13 protein-coding genes are annotated in these 16369 nt (G+C 65.4%); 12 read left to right on the top strand and 1 reads right to left on the bottom strand.

The genetic code is table 11. The annotated features are described in order from the left end of the window. Window positions 1–125: 125 nt before the first annotated feature. From rlmB to HV675_RS14435, 6 genes are all read left to right on the top strand, one after another. A complete protein-coding gene (gene rlmB, locus HV675_RS14460) occupies window positions 126–872 on the top strand; it encodes a 23S rRNA (guanosine(2251)-2'-O)-methyltransferase RlmB (protein ID WP_175111601.1) in 747 nt (248 codons plus the stop codon). Between the two features lie 147 nt (window positions 873–1019). Then, entirely contained in the window at window positions 1020–1817 is a 798-nt protein-coding gene (locus tag HV675_RS14455; protein ID WP_246270281.1) for an N-acetylmuramoyl-L-alanine amidase, read from the top strand. A gap of 99 nt (window positions 1818–1916) precedes the next feature. After that, a complete protein-coding gene (gene rpiA, locus HV675_RS14450; RefSeq protein WP_175111599.1) occupies window positions 1917–2612 on the top strand; it encodes a ribose-5-phosphate isomerase RpiA in 696 nt (231 codons plus the stop codon). Window positions 2613–3469: 857 nt separating this feature from the next. Continuing rightward, a complete protein-coding gene (locus HV675_RS14445; RefSeq protein ID WP_175111598.1) occupies window positions 3470–4495 on the top strand; it encodes a GlxA family transcriptional regulator in 1026 nt (341 codons plus the stop codon). Between the two features lie 246 nt (window positions 4496–4741). Continuing rightward, a complete protein-coding gene (locus HV675_RS14440; protein ID WP_175111597.1) occupies window positions 4742–6274 on the top strand; it encodes a mannose-1-phosphate guanylyltransferase/mannose-6-phosphate isomerase in 1533 nt (510 codons plus the stop codon). 184 nt (window positions 6275–6458) lie between these two features. Further along, window positions 6459–7529, top strand: a complete 1071-nt coding sequence (locus HV675_RS14435) for a sugar transferase (RefSeq protein WP_175111596.1) — start codon at window positions 6459–6461, stop codon at window positions 7527–7529. A 165-nt stretch (window positions 7530–7694) separates the two neighbouring features. Here the strand turns inward: HV675_RS14435 and HV675_RS14430 are convergent, their stop codons facing one another. Next, window positions 7695–7856 (bottom strand): hypothetical protein, encoded by a 162-nt coding sequence (locus HV675_RS14430; RefSeq protein WP_175111595.1) that lies wholly within the window; start codon window positions 7854–7856, stop codon window positions 7695–7697. Between the two features lie 542 nt (window positions 7857–8398). On the opposite strand from HV675_RS14430, the gene HV675_RS14425 reads away from it, so the two are divergent. From HV675_RS14425 to HV675_RS14400, 6 genes are all read left to right on the top strand, one after another. Continuing rightward, complete coding sequence (locus tag HV675_RS14425) at window positions 8399–9574, top strand: polysaccharide biosynthesis/export family protein (RefSeq protein ID WP_377700645.1); 1176 nt, start codon at window positions 8399–8401, stop codon at window positions 9572–9574. Window positions 9575–9686: 112 nt separating this feature from the next. Continuing rightward, a complete protein-coding gene (locus HV675_RS14420; RefSeq protein ID WP_246270265.1) occupies window positions 9687–11912 on the top strand; it encodes a polysaccharide biosynthesis tyrosine autokinase in 2226 nt (741 codons plus the stop codon). A gap of 5 nt (window positions 11913–11917) precedes the next feature. Next, window positions 11918–12967, top strand: a complete 1050-nt coding sequence (locus HV675_RS14415) for a glycosyltransferase family 2 protein (protein WP_175111592.1) — start codon at window positions 11918–11920, stop codon at window positions 12965–12967. Window positions 12968–13026: 59 nt separating this feature from the next. Then, a complete protein-coding gene (locus HV675_RS14410) occupies window positions 13027–14130 on the top strand; it encodes a glycosyltransferase family 4 protein (RefSeq protein ID WP_175111591.1) in 1104 nt (367 codons plus the stop codon). Then, on the top strand, window positions 14118–15401 hold the full coding sequence (locus HV675_RS14405; protein WP_175111590.1) for a glycosyltransferase family 4 protein: 1284 nt from the start codon (window positions 14118–14120) through the stop codon (window positions 15399–15401). The genes HV675_RS14410 and HV675_RS14405 overlap by 13 nt, the downstream gene beginning before the upstream one ends. Before the next feature lies 1 nt (window position 15402). Continuing rightward, the gene (locus tag HV675_RS14400; protein ID WP_175111589.1) at window positions 15403–16350 is read left to right on the top strand and encodes a glycosyltransferase family 2 protein; all 948 of its coding nucleotides are present in this window, start codon (window positions 15403–15405) and stop codon (window positions 16348–16350) included. Window positions 16351–16369: the final 19 nt, after the last annotated feature.

Below are 16369 nucleotides of genomic sequence, written 5' to 3'. Positions count from 1 at the left end.
CACCCGCAGGCAACACGCCTCGCCAGCACGCCGCGTGCGTGCATGCGCGTGCCGTGTTGCCGCGCATCGTTTGTCATTGTCGATGGGCTCGCCGCTTGGGCGCCTCATCAAAGGTCGTTTCAGTCATGTCACGTCTCAAGGTTCTATACGGTTTTCATGCGGTCATTGCGCGTCTGCGCCACGATGCGTCGACGGTCGAAGATATTTACTACGATCAGACGCGGCGCGACCGCCGCATGAACGAATTCCTGCATATCGCGAAGGAAGCGGGCGTGCGCGTGATCGCCGCCGATGAAACGCGGCTGTGGGGGCTCGCGCATACCGAGCGCCACCAGGGTGTGGTTGCACGCGCAACCGATTTACCGCTCGCGCAGAATCTCGCCGAACTGCTCGACGCGCTGAACGGGCCGCCGCTGCTGCTCGTGCTCGACGGCGTGACGGATCCGCACAATCTGGGCGCCTGCCTGCGGGTTGCCGACGCGGCGGGCGCGCACGCGGTGATCGCGCCGCGGGACCGCGCGGTGGGCCTCAACGCGACCGCCGCGAAGGTGGCGAGCGGCGCGGCGGATACCGTGCCGTATATCACGGTGACGAACCTCGCGCGCGCGCTGCGCGAACTGAAGGACGCGGGCGTGTGGGTGGTCGGCACGGCGGGCGATGCGCCGGCAAGCGTGTTTCAGACGAAACTCGATGGCCCGGTCGCGCTCGTGATGGGCGCGGAAGGCGAGGGGATGCGTCGCCTCACCCGCGATACATGCGATGAGGTGATGCATATTCCGATGGCGGGGAGCGTCGAGAGTCTGAATGTTTCCGTGGCAAGCGGCGTGTGTCTGTTCGAAGCGGTCAGACAGCGGGCGGCGGCGCGCACGTGAACCCGGCCAGTGTCCCGGCCGGCACTTCGTAACATAACAAAACAGACCTGCGGCACCATGACTTTCGTTCGACCCAGCCGGTTCGACAGCGCGCTGATACGCGCATCCATCGCCTGCGCGGCCGCGCTGCTCACCGCGTGCACCACCATGACCGTCGATCGCGGCACCTACTACGCCGACACCAGCCATCACGCGCAATACGCGGACACGCGTATCCGTTTTCTCGTGATGCACTACACCGAAATCGACGAAGCGCAGTCGCTGAACGTGCTGACGACCGAGCCGGTCAGCGCGCACTACCTCGTGCCGGCCGCGCCGCGCATCAGGAACGGCGAGCCGGTGGTCTGGCAGCTCGTGCCGGAGTCGCAGCGCGCGTGGCATGCGGGCGTCAGCGAATGGCAGGGGACCACCGAACTGAACGCCGCATCGATCGGCATCGAAAACGTGAATCTCGGTCCGATCGACACGCCGCAAGGCCGCACATGGCAACCGTATCCGCCTGCGCAGGTCGATGCGCTGATCCGTCTGGCGAAGGACATCGTCACGCGCTACGGCATTCCGCCGACGCGCGTGGTCGGACATAGCGATATCGCCCCGCAGCGCAAGACCGATCCGGGGCCGGCTTTCCCATGGAAGCAGCTCTACGACGCCGGTATCGGCGCATGGCCCGACGCGGCGAGCGTCACCGCGGACCTCGCGGGGCGCGCGCCCGATGCGCCCGCCGACGTGCGCGGCCTGCAGCAGAAGCTCGCGCGCTACGGCTACGATGTGGCAACCGACGGCGTGCTCGACGAGAAAACGCGGCGCGTGTTCGCCGCGTTCCAGATGCATTTCCGGCCGCGCGACTATGCGGGCAATCCGGACGCGGAAACGGATGCGATTGCGCAGGCGCTGCTCGACAAGTACATGCCGTCGGCACCCGCCGGCGCGACGCCGGCGCGGTAAGCGGCGCGGTTCTCTTAGGCATCCGCTCCACACCCTCGTCCAGCCCTCGCGCGAGTCCGGTAAACTGACGGTTTCCCGCTTGCGCAGCATTTCACTCTCATGACTCAAGACGAACTCAAGCAACTGGTCGGCCGGGCCGCCGCCGACTACGTGAACGCTCATGTGCCGGAAGGCGCGGTAATCGGCGTCGGCACCGGTTCCACGGCGAACTGTTTTGTCGACGCGCTCGCCGCCAGCAAGGGCCGCTATCGCGGCGCGGTGTCGAGCTCGGTCGCGACCACGGCGCGCTTGCAGGCGCACGGCATCCGCGTCTTCGATCTGAACGAGATCGACGCGCTGCCGGTCTACGTGGACGGCGCCGACGAAATCGATCATCGCGGCGCGATGATCAAAGGCGGCGGCGGTGCGCTGACGCGCGAGAAGATCGTCGCGTCGGTGGCGGACGTATTCGTCTGCATTGCCGATGCGAGCAAGCGCGTCGATGTGCTCGGCGCATTTGCGCTGCCGATCGAAGTGGTGCCGATGGCGCGTACCGCGATCGGCCGCCGCGTGACCGCGATCGGCGGCGTGCCGGTGGTGCGCGTCGCGAAAGACGGCGCGCCGTTCATCACCGACAACGGCAACGAAATCATCGACGTGAAAGGTCTGCGCATCAGCGATCCGCTCGCACTCGAAGCGCAAATCAACGCATGGCCCGGTGTGGTGACCGTGGGCCTCTTCGCGGACCGCGGCGCGAATCTTTGCCTGCTCGGCACGGACACCGGCGTCGAACGGATCGACTTCACGACGCGTTGAGCCGCGTTAAACTCGCTTAAGCTGGTTTTTCGAAACGCCGTGTGCAGCCGTCCGCTGCGCACGGCGTTTTTGCTTTCCCAGAACGCATCGTATTGCATCGCTGCGATGATTCACATCGCGGCGCATCGGAAGACCGACATCGTCGCGTCTCTACGTGCGATGCCGAACAGTATCGCGCCGCGCGTGCGCGAATAATGCAGTGACTGCGATGGCTGCAGTGGCGTACGGCGATCCAGCCGTGTGAACCCGCATCGCCGCCCGTTTATCTCGCGCAACGCATCGCTCGCTCTGCACTATCTCTCGCAGCACCGCATCACCGGCCGCCTGCGGCCGCGTCAGCACGTCGCGTCATCGCGCAGCAGATCTTCGCAGTCTCAAAGCGGTTTCCACGTCTTCAGTCAGGCTGTCCGATCGTTTCACACGAGTCGTGTCCGACGCTCGTCCGCTAGCGCTGAACCAGTAAGAAATCAGGCTGTAAACGGCCTGCAAGTTTCCCGTTTCGCAACCGCTTTATGTGCGCCTCACCACACAGCGCGGGTACGTTGATGACCGCACACAAAACGATCGATTGCCATGGCGGGCGGCGACGGGCGTGCGGTATAAATGAACCGCCGATGTGATCGATGTCCGGCGCCAGGATGCACCGGCCCGCAAGCCGCTTGGGCCGCCTGAAAAGACCAGCCGGACGCGGTGCGGTTGTCGAAGTGTCTGTCGTGGAGCCAGACCGCACATTCGATGACGGATCAACGTTCAGACTATTTCGGATAACAAATTATCTGAAAGGAAATCGGCATCATGGCTTTCAACGCTTTTATTCGAGTCGGCACAAGCGAAAGCGGCCACCTGGGGAAATCAGAATGACGTACGCCGGGATAGAACAGACGGGGGCTGGCAGGCTGGCGTCCGGCAGTGGTGCAGCACGCGCCGCGCGCCGGGTAGGCATCGTCCTGTCGGAGGGTTTCTCATTGCTGGCTGCCGGCATCGTCGCCGAAGTGTTCCAGCTTGCGAACGAATCGGGCGCTGCCGCGCACGGCGAATGCGTGCGCTACAGCGTGCGGTTGCTGTCGCTGCAAGGCGGCGGCATCAGATGTTCGTCGTCGGTGCAGGTGTGGACCGACGAACTCGACGTGCGCGCGCAAAACGCGTTCGACGCGCTGTTTATCTCCGGCAGCGGCGCCGACCCGTCGAGCGACCCGCGGCTGCCGGGCACGCCTGCGCGCGCGCCACAAAGAAAGTCCGCTCATGCGGCTGACCTTGACCTGAACGACACGCGCGACGCTGCGTCGATGGCCGCCGGCGCGTCACGCGCCACGCTGGTCTTCGACCTGCCGGCCGCGCAAGCCGATGACCGCTACGAAGCGGTGAAGAGCGCGCTTACGCTGGTCGTGCGTGATCATGGCCTCGACATCGCGCGCGAGATCGCCGAGCGGCTGATGCCGGGCTCGAGCGCGAAGCTGATGCCGCTGCTCGGCAGTGTCGGCACGACGGTTGGCGAAAAGGTGCGCCGCTCCGCGCAATGGCTGCGCGAAAACTGCGACCGCCCGATCTCGGTCGCCGACGCCGCGCAGGAAGCCGCGATGAGCGAGCGCAATTTCCTGCGCCGCTTCAAGCTCGAGATAGGCAGCACACCCTCCGAATATCTGCTTCAGGCGCGTCTCGACATGACCTGCCGGCTGCTGGCCGGCACCGAACTGCCGGTCGACAAGATCGCGCGCCGCAGCGGCATGGGCAACGGCGACCATCTCGCGAAGATTTTCCGCAAGCGCTGGTCGATCTCGCCGACCGAATACCGGCTGCGCAATCGCCGTGAACGCGACGCGCTTGCCGCTATCGTCGCGCCGGCCGCGGCAGCGGAACTCGAAACGCGCGATTTCGCGTTCTGAGCGCACGGCCGGATCGGGCAGGTGGGCGTCACGCGTCGACCGTACGCGCGTATGACCTGCATGAACAGCCTCACCGGCTCGCGCGCAAACGGCACGTGGATCGAACGCACGAACCAGATGCATCGCTACGCGCGCTGGCGCACCGTTTTTCGATTTTGCTAAAGAGAAACTGAAAGCCAACCGGACGCATGAAGTTTTCGCTTCGTCCCCGGATCGACGGAACGTCTACATATTTAGGAATGGGAAATGTTAGACAGCGAACAGACTGAGGAAATTGCCCGCACACTCGATGACCGGTCGCGTGCGTGTCTGGCCGGCGAACTGCCTGCCGTGCAGACGCTCGCACTCGCGCCGGTGGTGCTGGCGGGCGGTTCAGGCACGCGGCTGTGGCCGATGTCGCGCGCGAACTGCCCGAAGCAGTTGCTCGACATCGTCGGCCCGGACTCGCTGCTGCAGACGACAGTGCGACGCATGGCGAACTTCCCCGCCGAGCGCAAGGTGAGCGGCGCGCCGATCATCATGTGCGGCGAAGAGCACGGCTTTGTCGCGATCGAGCAGCTGCATGCAAACGGTGTCGATGCGCGGCTCGTGGTCGAACCGGCGCGCCGCGATACCGCGCCGGCGCTGACGCTCGCGGCGGTGGTCGCCTCCGCGCAGGGCGAGGACGTGATTCTGGTCGCGATGCCGGCCGATCATTCGATTGCCGACGTCGTCGCGTTCCAGCGCGCGATTCTCGCGGCGGCCTGCCATGCGGAAGGCGGCGCGATCGTCACGCTCGGCGTGCCGCCGACGCGGCCGGATACCGGCTTCGGCTATATCAAGGTCGGCGCCGCGCTGCAGGACGGCGCGCGCCATATCGAATGCTTTGTCGAGAAGCCCGCGCAGGAACTCGCCGCGCAGTATCTCGCGAGCGGCCAGTACTGGTGGAACAGCGGCATTTTCGTGGTGCGCGCATCGATCTGGCTCGAGGCCGTCAAGCGCCTGCAGCCGGCGATGCACGACGCGTGCGTCGCGTCGTTCGCGAACAGCCGCACCGACGGCGCGTTTCTGCGCCCCGGCGCCGCGCAGTTCGAACAGAGCCCGTCCGATTCGATCGACTACGCGGTGATGGAGCATCTGGGCACCGACGCGTTGCCGTGCCACGGCGTCGTCGTGCCGCTCGAAGCCGGCTGGTCCGATCTGGGCTCGTGGGACGCCGTCTGGGATGCGCACGACAAGGACGCCGACGGCAACGTCGGGCGCGGCCGCGTGATGTTCGAAGGGGCGACCGCGAGCTACGCGCATTCCGAAGGGCGTCTCGTCGCCTGCGTCGGCACCACCAATGTGGTGGTCGTCGAGACCGCGGACGCCGTGCTGGTCGCGGACCGCTCGCGCGTGCAGGACGTCAAGGGCCTCGTCGCGCGCATCAAGGCGGAGCGGGCGCCCGAAGCCGATCAGCACCGCAAGGTGCGTCGCCCCTGGGGTTTCTACGATTCGATCGACCGCGGCGAGCGCTTCCAGGTGAAACGTATCGTCGTGCAGCCGGGCGCGCGCCTGTCGCTGCAACTGCATCACCACCGCGCCGAACACTGGATCGTGGTGCGCGGCACCGCGCGTGTCTGGCGCGGCGAAGAGCAGTTCCTGCTCGGCGAAAACGAATCGACCTACATCCCGCTCGGCGTGCGCCATCGCCTCGAGAACCCCGGCAAGTTGCCGCTCGAGGTGATCGAGGTGCAGTCCGGCTCGTACCTGGGCGAGGACGACATCGTGCGTTTCGAGGACAACTACGGAAGGGGATGACGTCCTGATGGTGTTCCGGCAAGCGCCGCTCGCCGCCTGCCGACCGTGACGCCGCAACGCGTCACGCGACGTTTGCGAGGGCAATGCCTGGCGCCGTCGAGGCGTCGTTGAAGGGCGCGCGGCAGCGGTGTCCACACCAGGACGCCGCATCGCGTGGAAGACGGCAAAGGTGTGGAGTGACGACATGTCTGGACTATTTCATCGGGCGATCGATATCGCATTGATTGTGCTGGGCGCGTTCGGCGCGCTGCACCTGAACGTGCCCGCGGCCGGCGTGCACTACGAACTCGATGCGCTGCTGGTCGCGTTCGTGGCCGCGCTCGCGCTGTCGGTTTTTCCGGCATGCGGCACCTATCCGTCCAAAACGCAGCGCACACGTTCGGTCATCAGCTCGGCTACCCGCACCGCGATCGCATGGCTCGTGGTGCAGATGAGCGGCCTCGCGCTGCTTTATCTGATCCAGCGCACGAGCGTGCTGTCGGTGCCGTGGTTCCTTTACTGGACGTTGACGAGCGGGATTCTGTTGCTCGTCGCACATACGTTGACGGTGGTTGCGTTCAATATCGCGAGCCAGTTGCAGCAACGCGTGAGCGCAGCGGACGGCATGCCGGTGCAACGCGTGTATGTGTCGCTCGGGCCGACCGCGGCAAGCCAGGCGGTCAAGCGCGGTTTCGACGTGGTGGTCGGTGTCGCGCTGCTGATCGTTTTCTCGCCGTTTCTCGCGGCGATCGCATGGGCGGTCAAACGCGACGGCGGTCCCGCGGTGTTCGGACACGTGCGCGTCGGCCTGAACGGACGCAAGTTTCGCTGTCTGAAGTTTCGTTCGATGGTCGTGAATGCGGAGCAGGTGCTCAAGCAGTTGCTTGAAACCGATCCGCAGGCCCGGGCGGAATGGGAGCGCGAATTCAAATTGAAGAACGATGTGCGCGTCACGCCGATCGGGCGCTTCCTGCGCCGCACGAGCCTCGACGAGTTGCCGCAGCTATGGAACGTCGTGCGCGGCGACATGAGCCTCGTCGGCCCGCGCCCGGTGATCGACCAGGAGCTCGAGCGCTACGGCGCGGACGTCGACTATTACCTGATGGCGAAGCCCGGCATGACGGGCCTGTGGCAAGTCAGCGGCCGCAGCAACACCGACTACGCGACGCGCGTGTCGCTCGATGTTGCCTACGTGAAGAACTGGTCGCTGGCACGCGACGTCACGATTCTGTTCAAGACATTCAAGGTGGTGGTGTACGGCAGCGGCGCGTATTAGGCATGCACCGAGGCATGCACCGAGGCATGCACCGCAGGCCTGCACCGCAGGCACGCACCCGCAGACAACGCACCGCAGGCAAGCGTCGCGCGCGGATGGCGACGGTGGCGAAGCGCGCACTGCACCGCGCGCTTCATCAGGCGGCAGTCGGAAAAGAAAGCGGCGTTAGCGATTCCACGGCGAAGGCGGCGCGACCTCCGGCGTGATCGGTGAACTGTAGAGCTGGCTTGCGCCGCGCGCCGTATCGCCGCCCCAGCCGCCGTATGCATACGGATTCGGCATCGACGTATCGGTTTGCGACGCGGGACGGTAACGGAAGGTTTGCATCGAAGGGCGCGCATGCGCGGCACGAGCCGGCGTTGCGTTGGCGGCGCCCCGCGCGTTTTGCGCAACGCCTCCCACCTGGCTTGAAGTCGCGGTGGCGGTGGACGTGGAAGGAATCGGACTCGAGTAAGTCGGCTGAACTTGCGTTGGCGAAATCGAGGCCGCACCGGTGTAAGTCGGGTGAATGTGGGTTACCGCACCCGTAGCAACGCTTCGATTTGGCGTCGCGCCGGTTTGTCGTGCAGTCTCAGTAGTGGTGAGTGCTTGACGGGGGGATACCAGTTGAGCCGCAGCGTGAATCGAAAATGCAGTCGAAAACGCGGCAAACGGTATCAGTGAAAGAGTACGAATCAGTTCTTTGCTCATTGGGATGCCTGAACAGGTAAGTGAGCGGGATCTGCATACAGATGGGTAGAACCATGTTACACAGCGACTCTCTTTTTGCAAGCCCGGTTGCAGCCGCTGGGTGCGGCAAATCGCTTGCACATACAACGAATTCCACACGCTCGCCGCACGGCTGCGAAAAGGCCGGAGCCGGGGTCATCGTGAAGACGCTGCGCCGCCATGTGACGCTCGTGGCGGCCGTCGCGATGGCCGCCGTGCTGTCGGGCTGCGCGATGGCGCCGGGCATGAGCTACAGCAGCCGCGTGAGCGGCGCCGGCACGATCCAGTCCGATCCGCTGATGAGCACGCGGCCGGGCGCGCCGACAGCGAACGCCAAGGACACGCCGCCGCCGAACTCGCTCGTCGAGATCAACAACGAGCTGGTCTCGAAGCAGGAGGCGGAACGTCCGAAGGGCATTCCGGCCGGCGTCTCCGCGCTGTTCGCGAAGCCGGCGCCTTACACGCTCGGTCCGGGCGACATCCTGTCGATCGTCGTCTGGGATCACCCGGAGCTGAACATGCCGGAAGCGACCGCCGGCGGCGGGCAGGATGCGACCGGCTCGAACTCGGTGGTCTCCGGTTACACGATCGATAGCGGCGGCATGATCCAGTACGCGTATATCGGCCCGGTGAAGCTCGCGGGCCTGACCGAAATGGACGCGCGCGAATTGATGAGCACGAAGCTCAGCAGGTACCTGAGAAATCCGCAGGTCACGCTGCGCATCACCGCGTATCGCAGCAAGCGGGTCTATGTGGATGGCGAAGTGCGCAATCCCGGCCTGCAGATGCTCAACGACATGCCGATGACGCTGCCGGAGGCGATCAACCGCGCGGGCGGCTTCACGACCAACGGCGACCGCTCGCAGATCGCGGTCACGCGCCACGACGACACGGTGGTCGTGAATATCCCGGACATGATCGCGAAGGGGAACAACCCGAACAACATCGTGCTGCGCGACGGCGACCTGGTACGCGTGTTCTCGTCGAACGACAGCAAGATCTCGGTGCTCGGCGAAGTCGAGCACCCGGGCAGCTTCATGCTGAACAACGGACGCATGTCGCTTAGCCAGGCGCTCGGCGACGCGGGCGGGGTCAACCAGGGCACGGGCGACGCATCGCAGATCTTCGTCGTACGCAATCGCGACTCGGGGCAGCCGACCGTGTTCCACCTGGACGCGTCGTCTCCCACCGCGATGGCCACGGCCGACAGCTTCGAGCTGAAGCCGAACGACGTGGTGTTCGTCGACGCATCGGCGCTCGTCAGATGGAGCCGCGTGATCGGGCTGATCCTGCCGAGCACGCAGGCCGCATCGACGACTCGTGCACTGGGCTACTGATGAATCACACCATTGACAGACCTGACAGACTTGATCGGCGCAGCGGTAATGCATGCGGTAGGCCGGTACCTGGCATGCCTCGATCGAACGCATACCGATGTGGAGAATGGACATGACCCAGCGCGACCTGCAACTTGAAACGATCGATGCCGATTCGCCGCAAGGCTCGCACGTCGGCAGCTTTATCGATCTGCTGTATCACAACCGCGGCCTGATCGCGGCGGTGACGTCGTGCTTCGCGCTGATCGGCGTGTCCTACGCGATGCTGGCGGAGCCGGTTTATCAATCGGACATTCTGGTGCAGGTCGAGGAAAACCAGAGCTCGGCGCGCAACCTGCTGAGCGACGTGTCGTCGATGTTCGCGGTGCATACGGCCGCATCGGCGGAAATCGAGGTGCTGCGCTCGCGGATGGTCATTTCACGCGCGGTCGATCGCACCAAGCTCTATATCAACGCGCAGCCGCATTACTTTCCGGTGGTCGGGAAGTGGATCGCGCGGCATTTGCCGGGTCTCGTGCACTCCGGGCTCGGCGGCTACGCGTGGGGCGACGACAGCATCAGCGTGCCGGTCTTCGACGTGCCCGGGAGCCTGTACGGCGCGCCATTCGTGCTGAAACTCGAGGGCGGCGGCGCGTACTCGCTGTCGACGAAAGAACTGCATCTGCAGGGGCGCGTCGGCGAATTGATGCATGTCGAAACGCCGGCCGGCCCGATCGATCTGATGGTCGATCAGGTGTCCGGTCAGCCGGGCTCGACCTTCGAACTGGCGCGTCATTCGCGTCTGTCGACGATCGAAACGCTGCAGAAGTCGCTGCTGATTACCGAAAAGGGCAAGCAGTCGGATGTGATCGGCGTCGCGCTCGAAAACAACGACCCGCGCCGCGCGGCCGAAATTCTGAATGCGATCGGCTCCGAATACGTGAAGCAGAACATGGAGCGCACCGAGGAAGAAGCGGAGAAGTCGATTCGCTTCCTCGAGCGGCAACTGCCCGACCTGAAGACGCAGCTCGAAGCGGCGGAAAGCAAGTTCAACACGTTCCGTTCCGAGCACGGCACCGTCGATCTGAACGCGGAAGCCACCGCGCTGCTGCAGCGTTCGGTCGAGTCGCAAGGCCGCATCGCGGACCTCAAGCAGCAGCGTGAGCAGCTGCTTGCGCGCTTTACGTCCGAGCACCCGGCGGTGGTCGCGATCGACTCGCAACTGGCCGCGGCCGGTCAGGAGCTCGATCACATCGCGGCCACCACCAAGGCGCTGCCGCCGCTCGAGCAGAACCTGCTGCGCCTGCAGCGCGACGTGCAGGTCAACACCGATCTGTACACGAACCTGCTGAATACGCAGGAGCAGTTGCGTTTGCTGAAGGCCGGCAAGGTCGGCAACGTGCGGCTCGTCGACAGCGCGATCGTGCCGGAAAGCCCGATCCGGCCGAAGCGCGCGTTCGCGGTCGCGGGCGCGGTGCTCACCGGCCTGTTTCTGAGCATCGCGACGGTGCTGGTGAAGCGCAAGCTGATCGACGGCGTCGGCGGGGCCGAGGAAATCGAATACGGCACCGGCATGATGGTCTACGCGCAGGTGCCGCGCAGCAAGCTGCAGGAGCAGATCACGCGCAGCCTGCCGACCAATACCGGCACCAATCTCGTGCTGGCGCGCGCGTCGGCCGGCGACGCGGCGATCGAAAGCCTGCGCAGCTTCCGCAGCGCGCTCGAATTCGCGCTGCTCGATGCGCCGAACAAGATCGTGCTGCTCGCCGGCCCGACGCCGGTGGTCGGCAAGTCGTTCGTGTCGGTGAACCTCGCGACGCTGATCGGTTCGTCGGGCCAGCGCGTGCTGCTGATCGACGCGGATTTGCGCCGCGGCTCGCTGCACCACTACCTCGGTGCGACGTGCACGCCGGGCGTGACCGAGATGGTGGTGGGCGGCATGAGCTTCGAGGATGTGGTGCGCCGCGGCATCCTGCCGGGCGTCGACTTCGTCGCAAGCGGCGGTTTCGTGCCGAACCCGAGCGAAATCCTGATGCACAGCAAGTTCATCGAGTTCACACAGCGCATCGAGCAGGAATACGACGTCGTGCTGATCGACGCGCCGCCGATTCTACCGGTCGCCGATTCGGGCATCGTCGCGAAGCTCGCCGGCAATGTGTTCGTGATCGCGCGCCAGGGCGTGACCAATCTCGCGGAACTGCGCGAATCCGCGCGCCGCTTCGCGCAGATCGGCGTGCCGATCCGCGGCGTGATCTTCAACGATATGACGTCGCGTCCGAGTCGCTACGGCAAGGAGTACGGCGCCTACGGATACACCAGCTACGGCAGCGACTCACCGCCTGAACCGGCGAAGGAATAAACGCGATGAAGGATATGACGATCATCATCTGCAGCTACAACTACGAGCGCTTCATTCGCGAGACGATCGATTCGGCGCTGCGGCAGGAGCCGGAGCGCACCCGTGTCGTGGTGATCGACGACGGTTCGACCGACGGCTCGCGCGCGATCATCGAGAGCTACGGCGAGCGGCTTACCGCCGTGTTCAAGGAAAACGAAGGGCAGGCGTCGGCCTACAACCAGGGGCTTGTGCTAGCCGATACGGAATATCTGATCTACCTCGATTCTGACGACGTGCTGTACGACGGCGCGGTCCGTCAGGTGCTCGATGCGTTCGAGCGCGGCGGCTACGCGAAGGTGCAATTCACGCTCGACGTGATCGCGCAGGACGGCACGCCGACCGGCGCGCAGGTGCCCAATTCGCAGCCGCCCGCGGACTGCTGCGCGCTGCTCAGGAGCGGCTGGCTGTATCCGTCGCCGCCCGCATCGGGCAACGCGTACCGCGTGAGCGCGCTCAGACAGATTCTGCCGGTGCCGCTCGCGGGCGGCCGCCGCATCGCGGCGGACTTCTTCGCGATCTACGGCATCGCGATGGTCGGCTCGATCCATTCGATCGCAACGCCGCTCGGCGGCTATCGCGTGCATCGCTCGTTCGTCGTCGACGAGCACGGCGGCGCGCCGAAGATCAGCCTGTCGATTGCGAATTGTCAGGACTTCAATGAAGTGATCGACGGTTTTCCGCTGCGCTGGAACGCGTTGCGCGAACTGGTCGCAGAGCGTCTGGGCGAAGCGCTGCCGATGCAGGGCCATGACTTTTCGTACGAAAAGGCGCGCCTGTGCGCGAACGTATACGAAGCGTCGATCGCGCAGCGCTGGCGCTGGTTCGCATTCGAGTCGGGCCGCTACTTCCGTTCGGTGTTCGGCAATCCGTTCTGGAGCACGGGCAAGAAGCTCGGCGCGCTCGCGCTGACCGCGCTGTGCCTTGTGCCGTCGCGACGCGTCAGCGACTACGCGATCCGCTATATCGCGAATCCGCTCGCGCGGCAGGCGCATCCATCCCCGCATTCGGCGCGTTAGCGGCCATGACAAGCGTTGAAGCGGGTTGAGGCGACCACACCAATACTTCGGGGATTCAGATGACAACCACGGCAGCGCGCGGCCTCGTGATCAACGGCCGCTTTCTCGGCAGGCGGGCGACTGGCGTCGACCGCTTCGCGTTCGAGACGGTGCGCGCGATCGATCAGATGCTGCAGAACGGCGATCCGCTGGTGGCCGGTCTGCATGCGCAGATCGTCGTACCGCAGGCGCTGGGCGCGCTCGCCAACCCGTTTGCGCGTATTCCGCTGCGTGCGGTCGGCGCCGGGCATGGCATGCGCTGGGAGCAACTGAGCTTGCCGCGCGCGGCGCACGGCGCGTTGCTGCTGAATCTCTGCAATACGGGTCCGCTGTTCGTGCATCAACAGGTCACCGTGCTGCACGACGCGGCGCCGGTGCGTGTGCCTGACAGCTATAGCCGTGCGTTTACCGCGTGGTATCGCGTGATGGCGCCGCGCATCGGGCGCATCGCGCGGCGCGTGCTGACCGTCTCCGAGTTCTCCCGGCGCGAGCTGTGCGACGCGTACCGGATTGCGCCGGCCAAGATCGGCGTCGTGCCGGAAAGCGGCGAGCATATGCTGCGCGTGAACGAGGCCGGCGCCGGTTCGTATGGTGCGACCGCGCAGCGGCCGTATGTGCTGGCGGTCGGCAGCCTCAACCGTCACAAGAATTTCAAGCTGGTGAGCGACGCGGCGCGGCTGATCGGCGATGCGGCGTTCGACATCGTCGTGGTCGGCGCCGGCGATGCACGTGTATATGGCACGTCGCAGGACCCGCTGCCGTCTTTCGTGAAGCACCTCGGCTATGTGAACGACGCGGACCTCAACGCGCTGTACCGGCATGCCGCGTGTTTCGTCTACCCGTCGCGCTATGAAGGCTTCGGCCTGCCGCCGGTCGAAGCGCTCGCGCTCGGCTGCCCGGTGATCGCGTCGCGGCTGCCGTCGATTGTCGAGGCGTGCGGCGATGCGGTGCTCTACGTGTCGCCAGACGATCCGCGCGAACTCGCGAGCCTGCTCGAACGCATCACAACCGATACCGCGCTGCGCGACGCGCTGCGCGCGAAAGGCCATGCGATCACCGCGCAACTCACGTGGCGCGCGAGCGCCGTCAAGTTACTCGAAGAGATCTCGCCATGGCTGACCTAGCGCAAAGCGAAGTGACCGCCGACGAGCGGCCGCATTACGGCCGGGTCGCGATCGTCAACGACTGGCTGGTTACTTACGCGGGTTCCGAGCGCGTGCTGGAGCAGATTATCGCGATGTGGCCGGACGCGGACCTGTTCAGCCTCGTCGACTTCTTTCCGGACGAGCATCGCGGCAAATTGCTCGGCAAGCACGCGAAAACGTCGTTTATCCAGCATCTGCCGCGTGCGCGCACCGCGTACCGCTCGTATCTGCCGCTAATGCCGCTTGCGATCGAGCAGTTCGATCTGTCCGGCTACGACCTCGTGATTTCGTCCAGCCATGCGGTCGCGAAAGGGATCATCACCGGGCCGGACCAGGTGCATGTGAGCTACGTGCATTCGCCGATCCGCTATGCGTGGGACCTGCAGCACGAGTATCTGCAGCAGGCGGGCATGACGAAGGGCTTGAAGAGCTGGATCGCGCGCAGCGTGCTGCATTACGTGCGGATGTGGGATCTGCGCACCGTGCCCGGCGTCGACGCGTTTATGTCGAACTCGGCTTTTATCGGCCGCCGCATGCGCAAGACCTACGGCTGCGACGCGACCGTCGTGTATCCGCCGATCGACATCGAGCGCTTCGTGACCGGCACGCAGCGCGAAGACTTTTACCTGACCGCGTCGCGCATGGTGCCGTACAAGCGCGTGCCGCTGCTGGTCGACGCTTTCTCGAAGCTGCCGGACAAGCGGCTCGTGGTGATCGGCGACGGACCGGAGTTCGAGCGCGCCAAGGCGCTGGCGGGCCCGAACGTCACGCTGCTCGGCTTTCAGCCCGACGACGTGCTGATCGACCACATGCAGCGTGCGCGCGGGTTCCTGTTCGCGGCCGAAGAAGACTTCGGGCTGTCGGTCGTCGAGGCGCAGGCGTGCGGCGCGCCGGTTATCGCGTACGGCCGCGGCGGCGTACTCGAGACGGTCGTCGAATCGGTCGATCCGATGGCCCGCACCGGCGTGTTTTTCCGCGAGCAAAACGTCGACGCGATCGTCGACGCGATTGCGCGCTTCGAAGCGAGCGGCGCGTTCCACCCGGAGGTGTGCCATCGCAATGCGCTGCGCTTTACGCCGGAGCGGTTCCGGCGCGAGTTCCGGCGCGTCGTCGATGACGCGGTGCGCGCGGCGCAGCGCCGGCTCGGGGAAGAAATCGGGGTGGACATGCGTGGCGCCGGCGTGGGCGCCGGCCATGCCGATGCCACTCGTACGGAGATCCCGCGTCCTGTCGTTATGGCTGAGGAATGATATGAAAAAGTACGTGATCATCGCGACCAAAGGGCGCGCGGTCGAAACCGCGACGCTGTTCGATTTCCTGTTCGAGCAGGACGTCCGCCCGGATGCCGTGTACGTGGTCGGCGCGGAAGCATCCGATCTGCCCGATGTCGCCGCTCACCCGCTTGGCGCGCAGGCATGCGTGAAGCTGCTGCTGGCGAAGGGGCCGGGCCTCACCGTGCAAAGAAACGCGGGCGTGGCCGAATTGCTGCGCGATCTCGCGCGCGAAGGTCGCGAGGAACCGTGGTTCGCCGCGTTTTTCGACGACGACTTCCGTCCGCATCGCGCGTGGCTGCAGCAGTGCGACGCGTTGTTCAGCGCGGAGCCCGGCGTGATCGGCATGACCGGGCAGGTGCTCGCCGATGGCGTGCGCGGCCAGGGCGTTTCCGAGGCGAACGCGCTGCGTTATCTGTCGGGCGAGCTTGCGCCGCAGGAGCACTGGGCGTCGGGCGAGGCGCGGCGGCCGCTGAATTCCGCGTACGGCTGCAACATGGCGTTCGTCGAACGGGTGATTCGCAGTTGCCGGTTCGATGAAGCGCTGCCGCTGTACGGCTGGCAGGAAGATCAGGACTACACGTCGCAGGCGCTCGTGCTTGGCGAATTCGTGTATGAGCCCGCTTGCCGCGGCGTGCATCTGGGCGTGAAGAACGGCCGCATCTCCGGCGTGCGCTTCGGCTACTCGCAAATCGCGAATCCGATCTTCCTCGTGAAGAAGAACACGATGGCGCGCAAGAAAGCGTATGTGTTCATCACCCGCCATCTGCTGTCGAACGTTTATCACAGCCTGCAGCGCGACCCGATCTTCGACTATCGCGGCCGGCTCAAGGGCAATGTGCTCGCGTTTGTCGACTATCTGCGCGGCAGCAGCCATCCGCAACGCATTCTCGAAATCGGCCTCGCTTCGCGCGGCGGCCGCCGCTGATCGTCGCACCGGCATCGAA

Source organism: Paraburkholderia solisilvae (genome assembly GCF_902859875.1).
Lineage (GTDB): Bacteria > Pseudomonadota > Gammaproteobacteria > Burkholderiales > Burkholderiaceae > Paraburkholderia > Paraburkholderia solisilvae.
The sequence above is the reverse complement of the archived record's forward strand: the minus strand, read 5'-3'. Positions and strand labels throughout refer to the sequence as shown.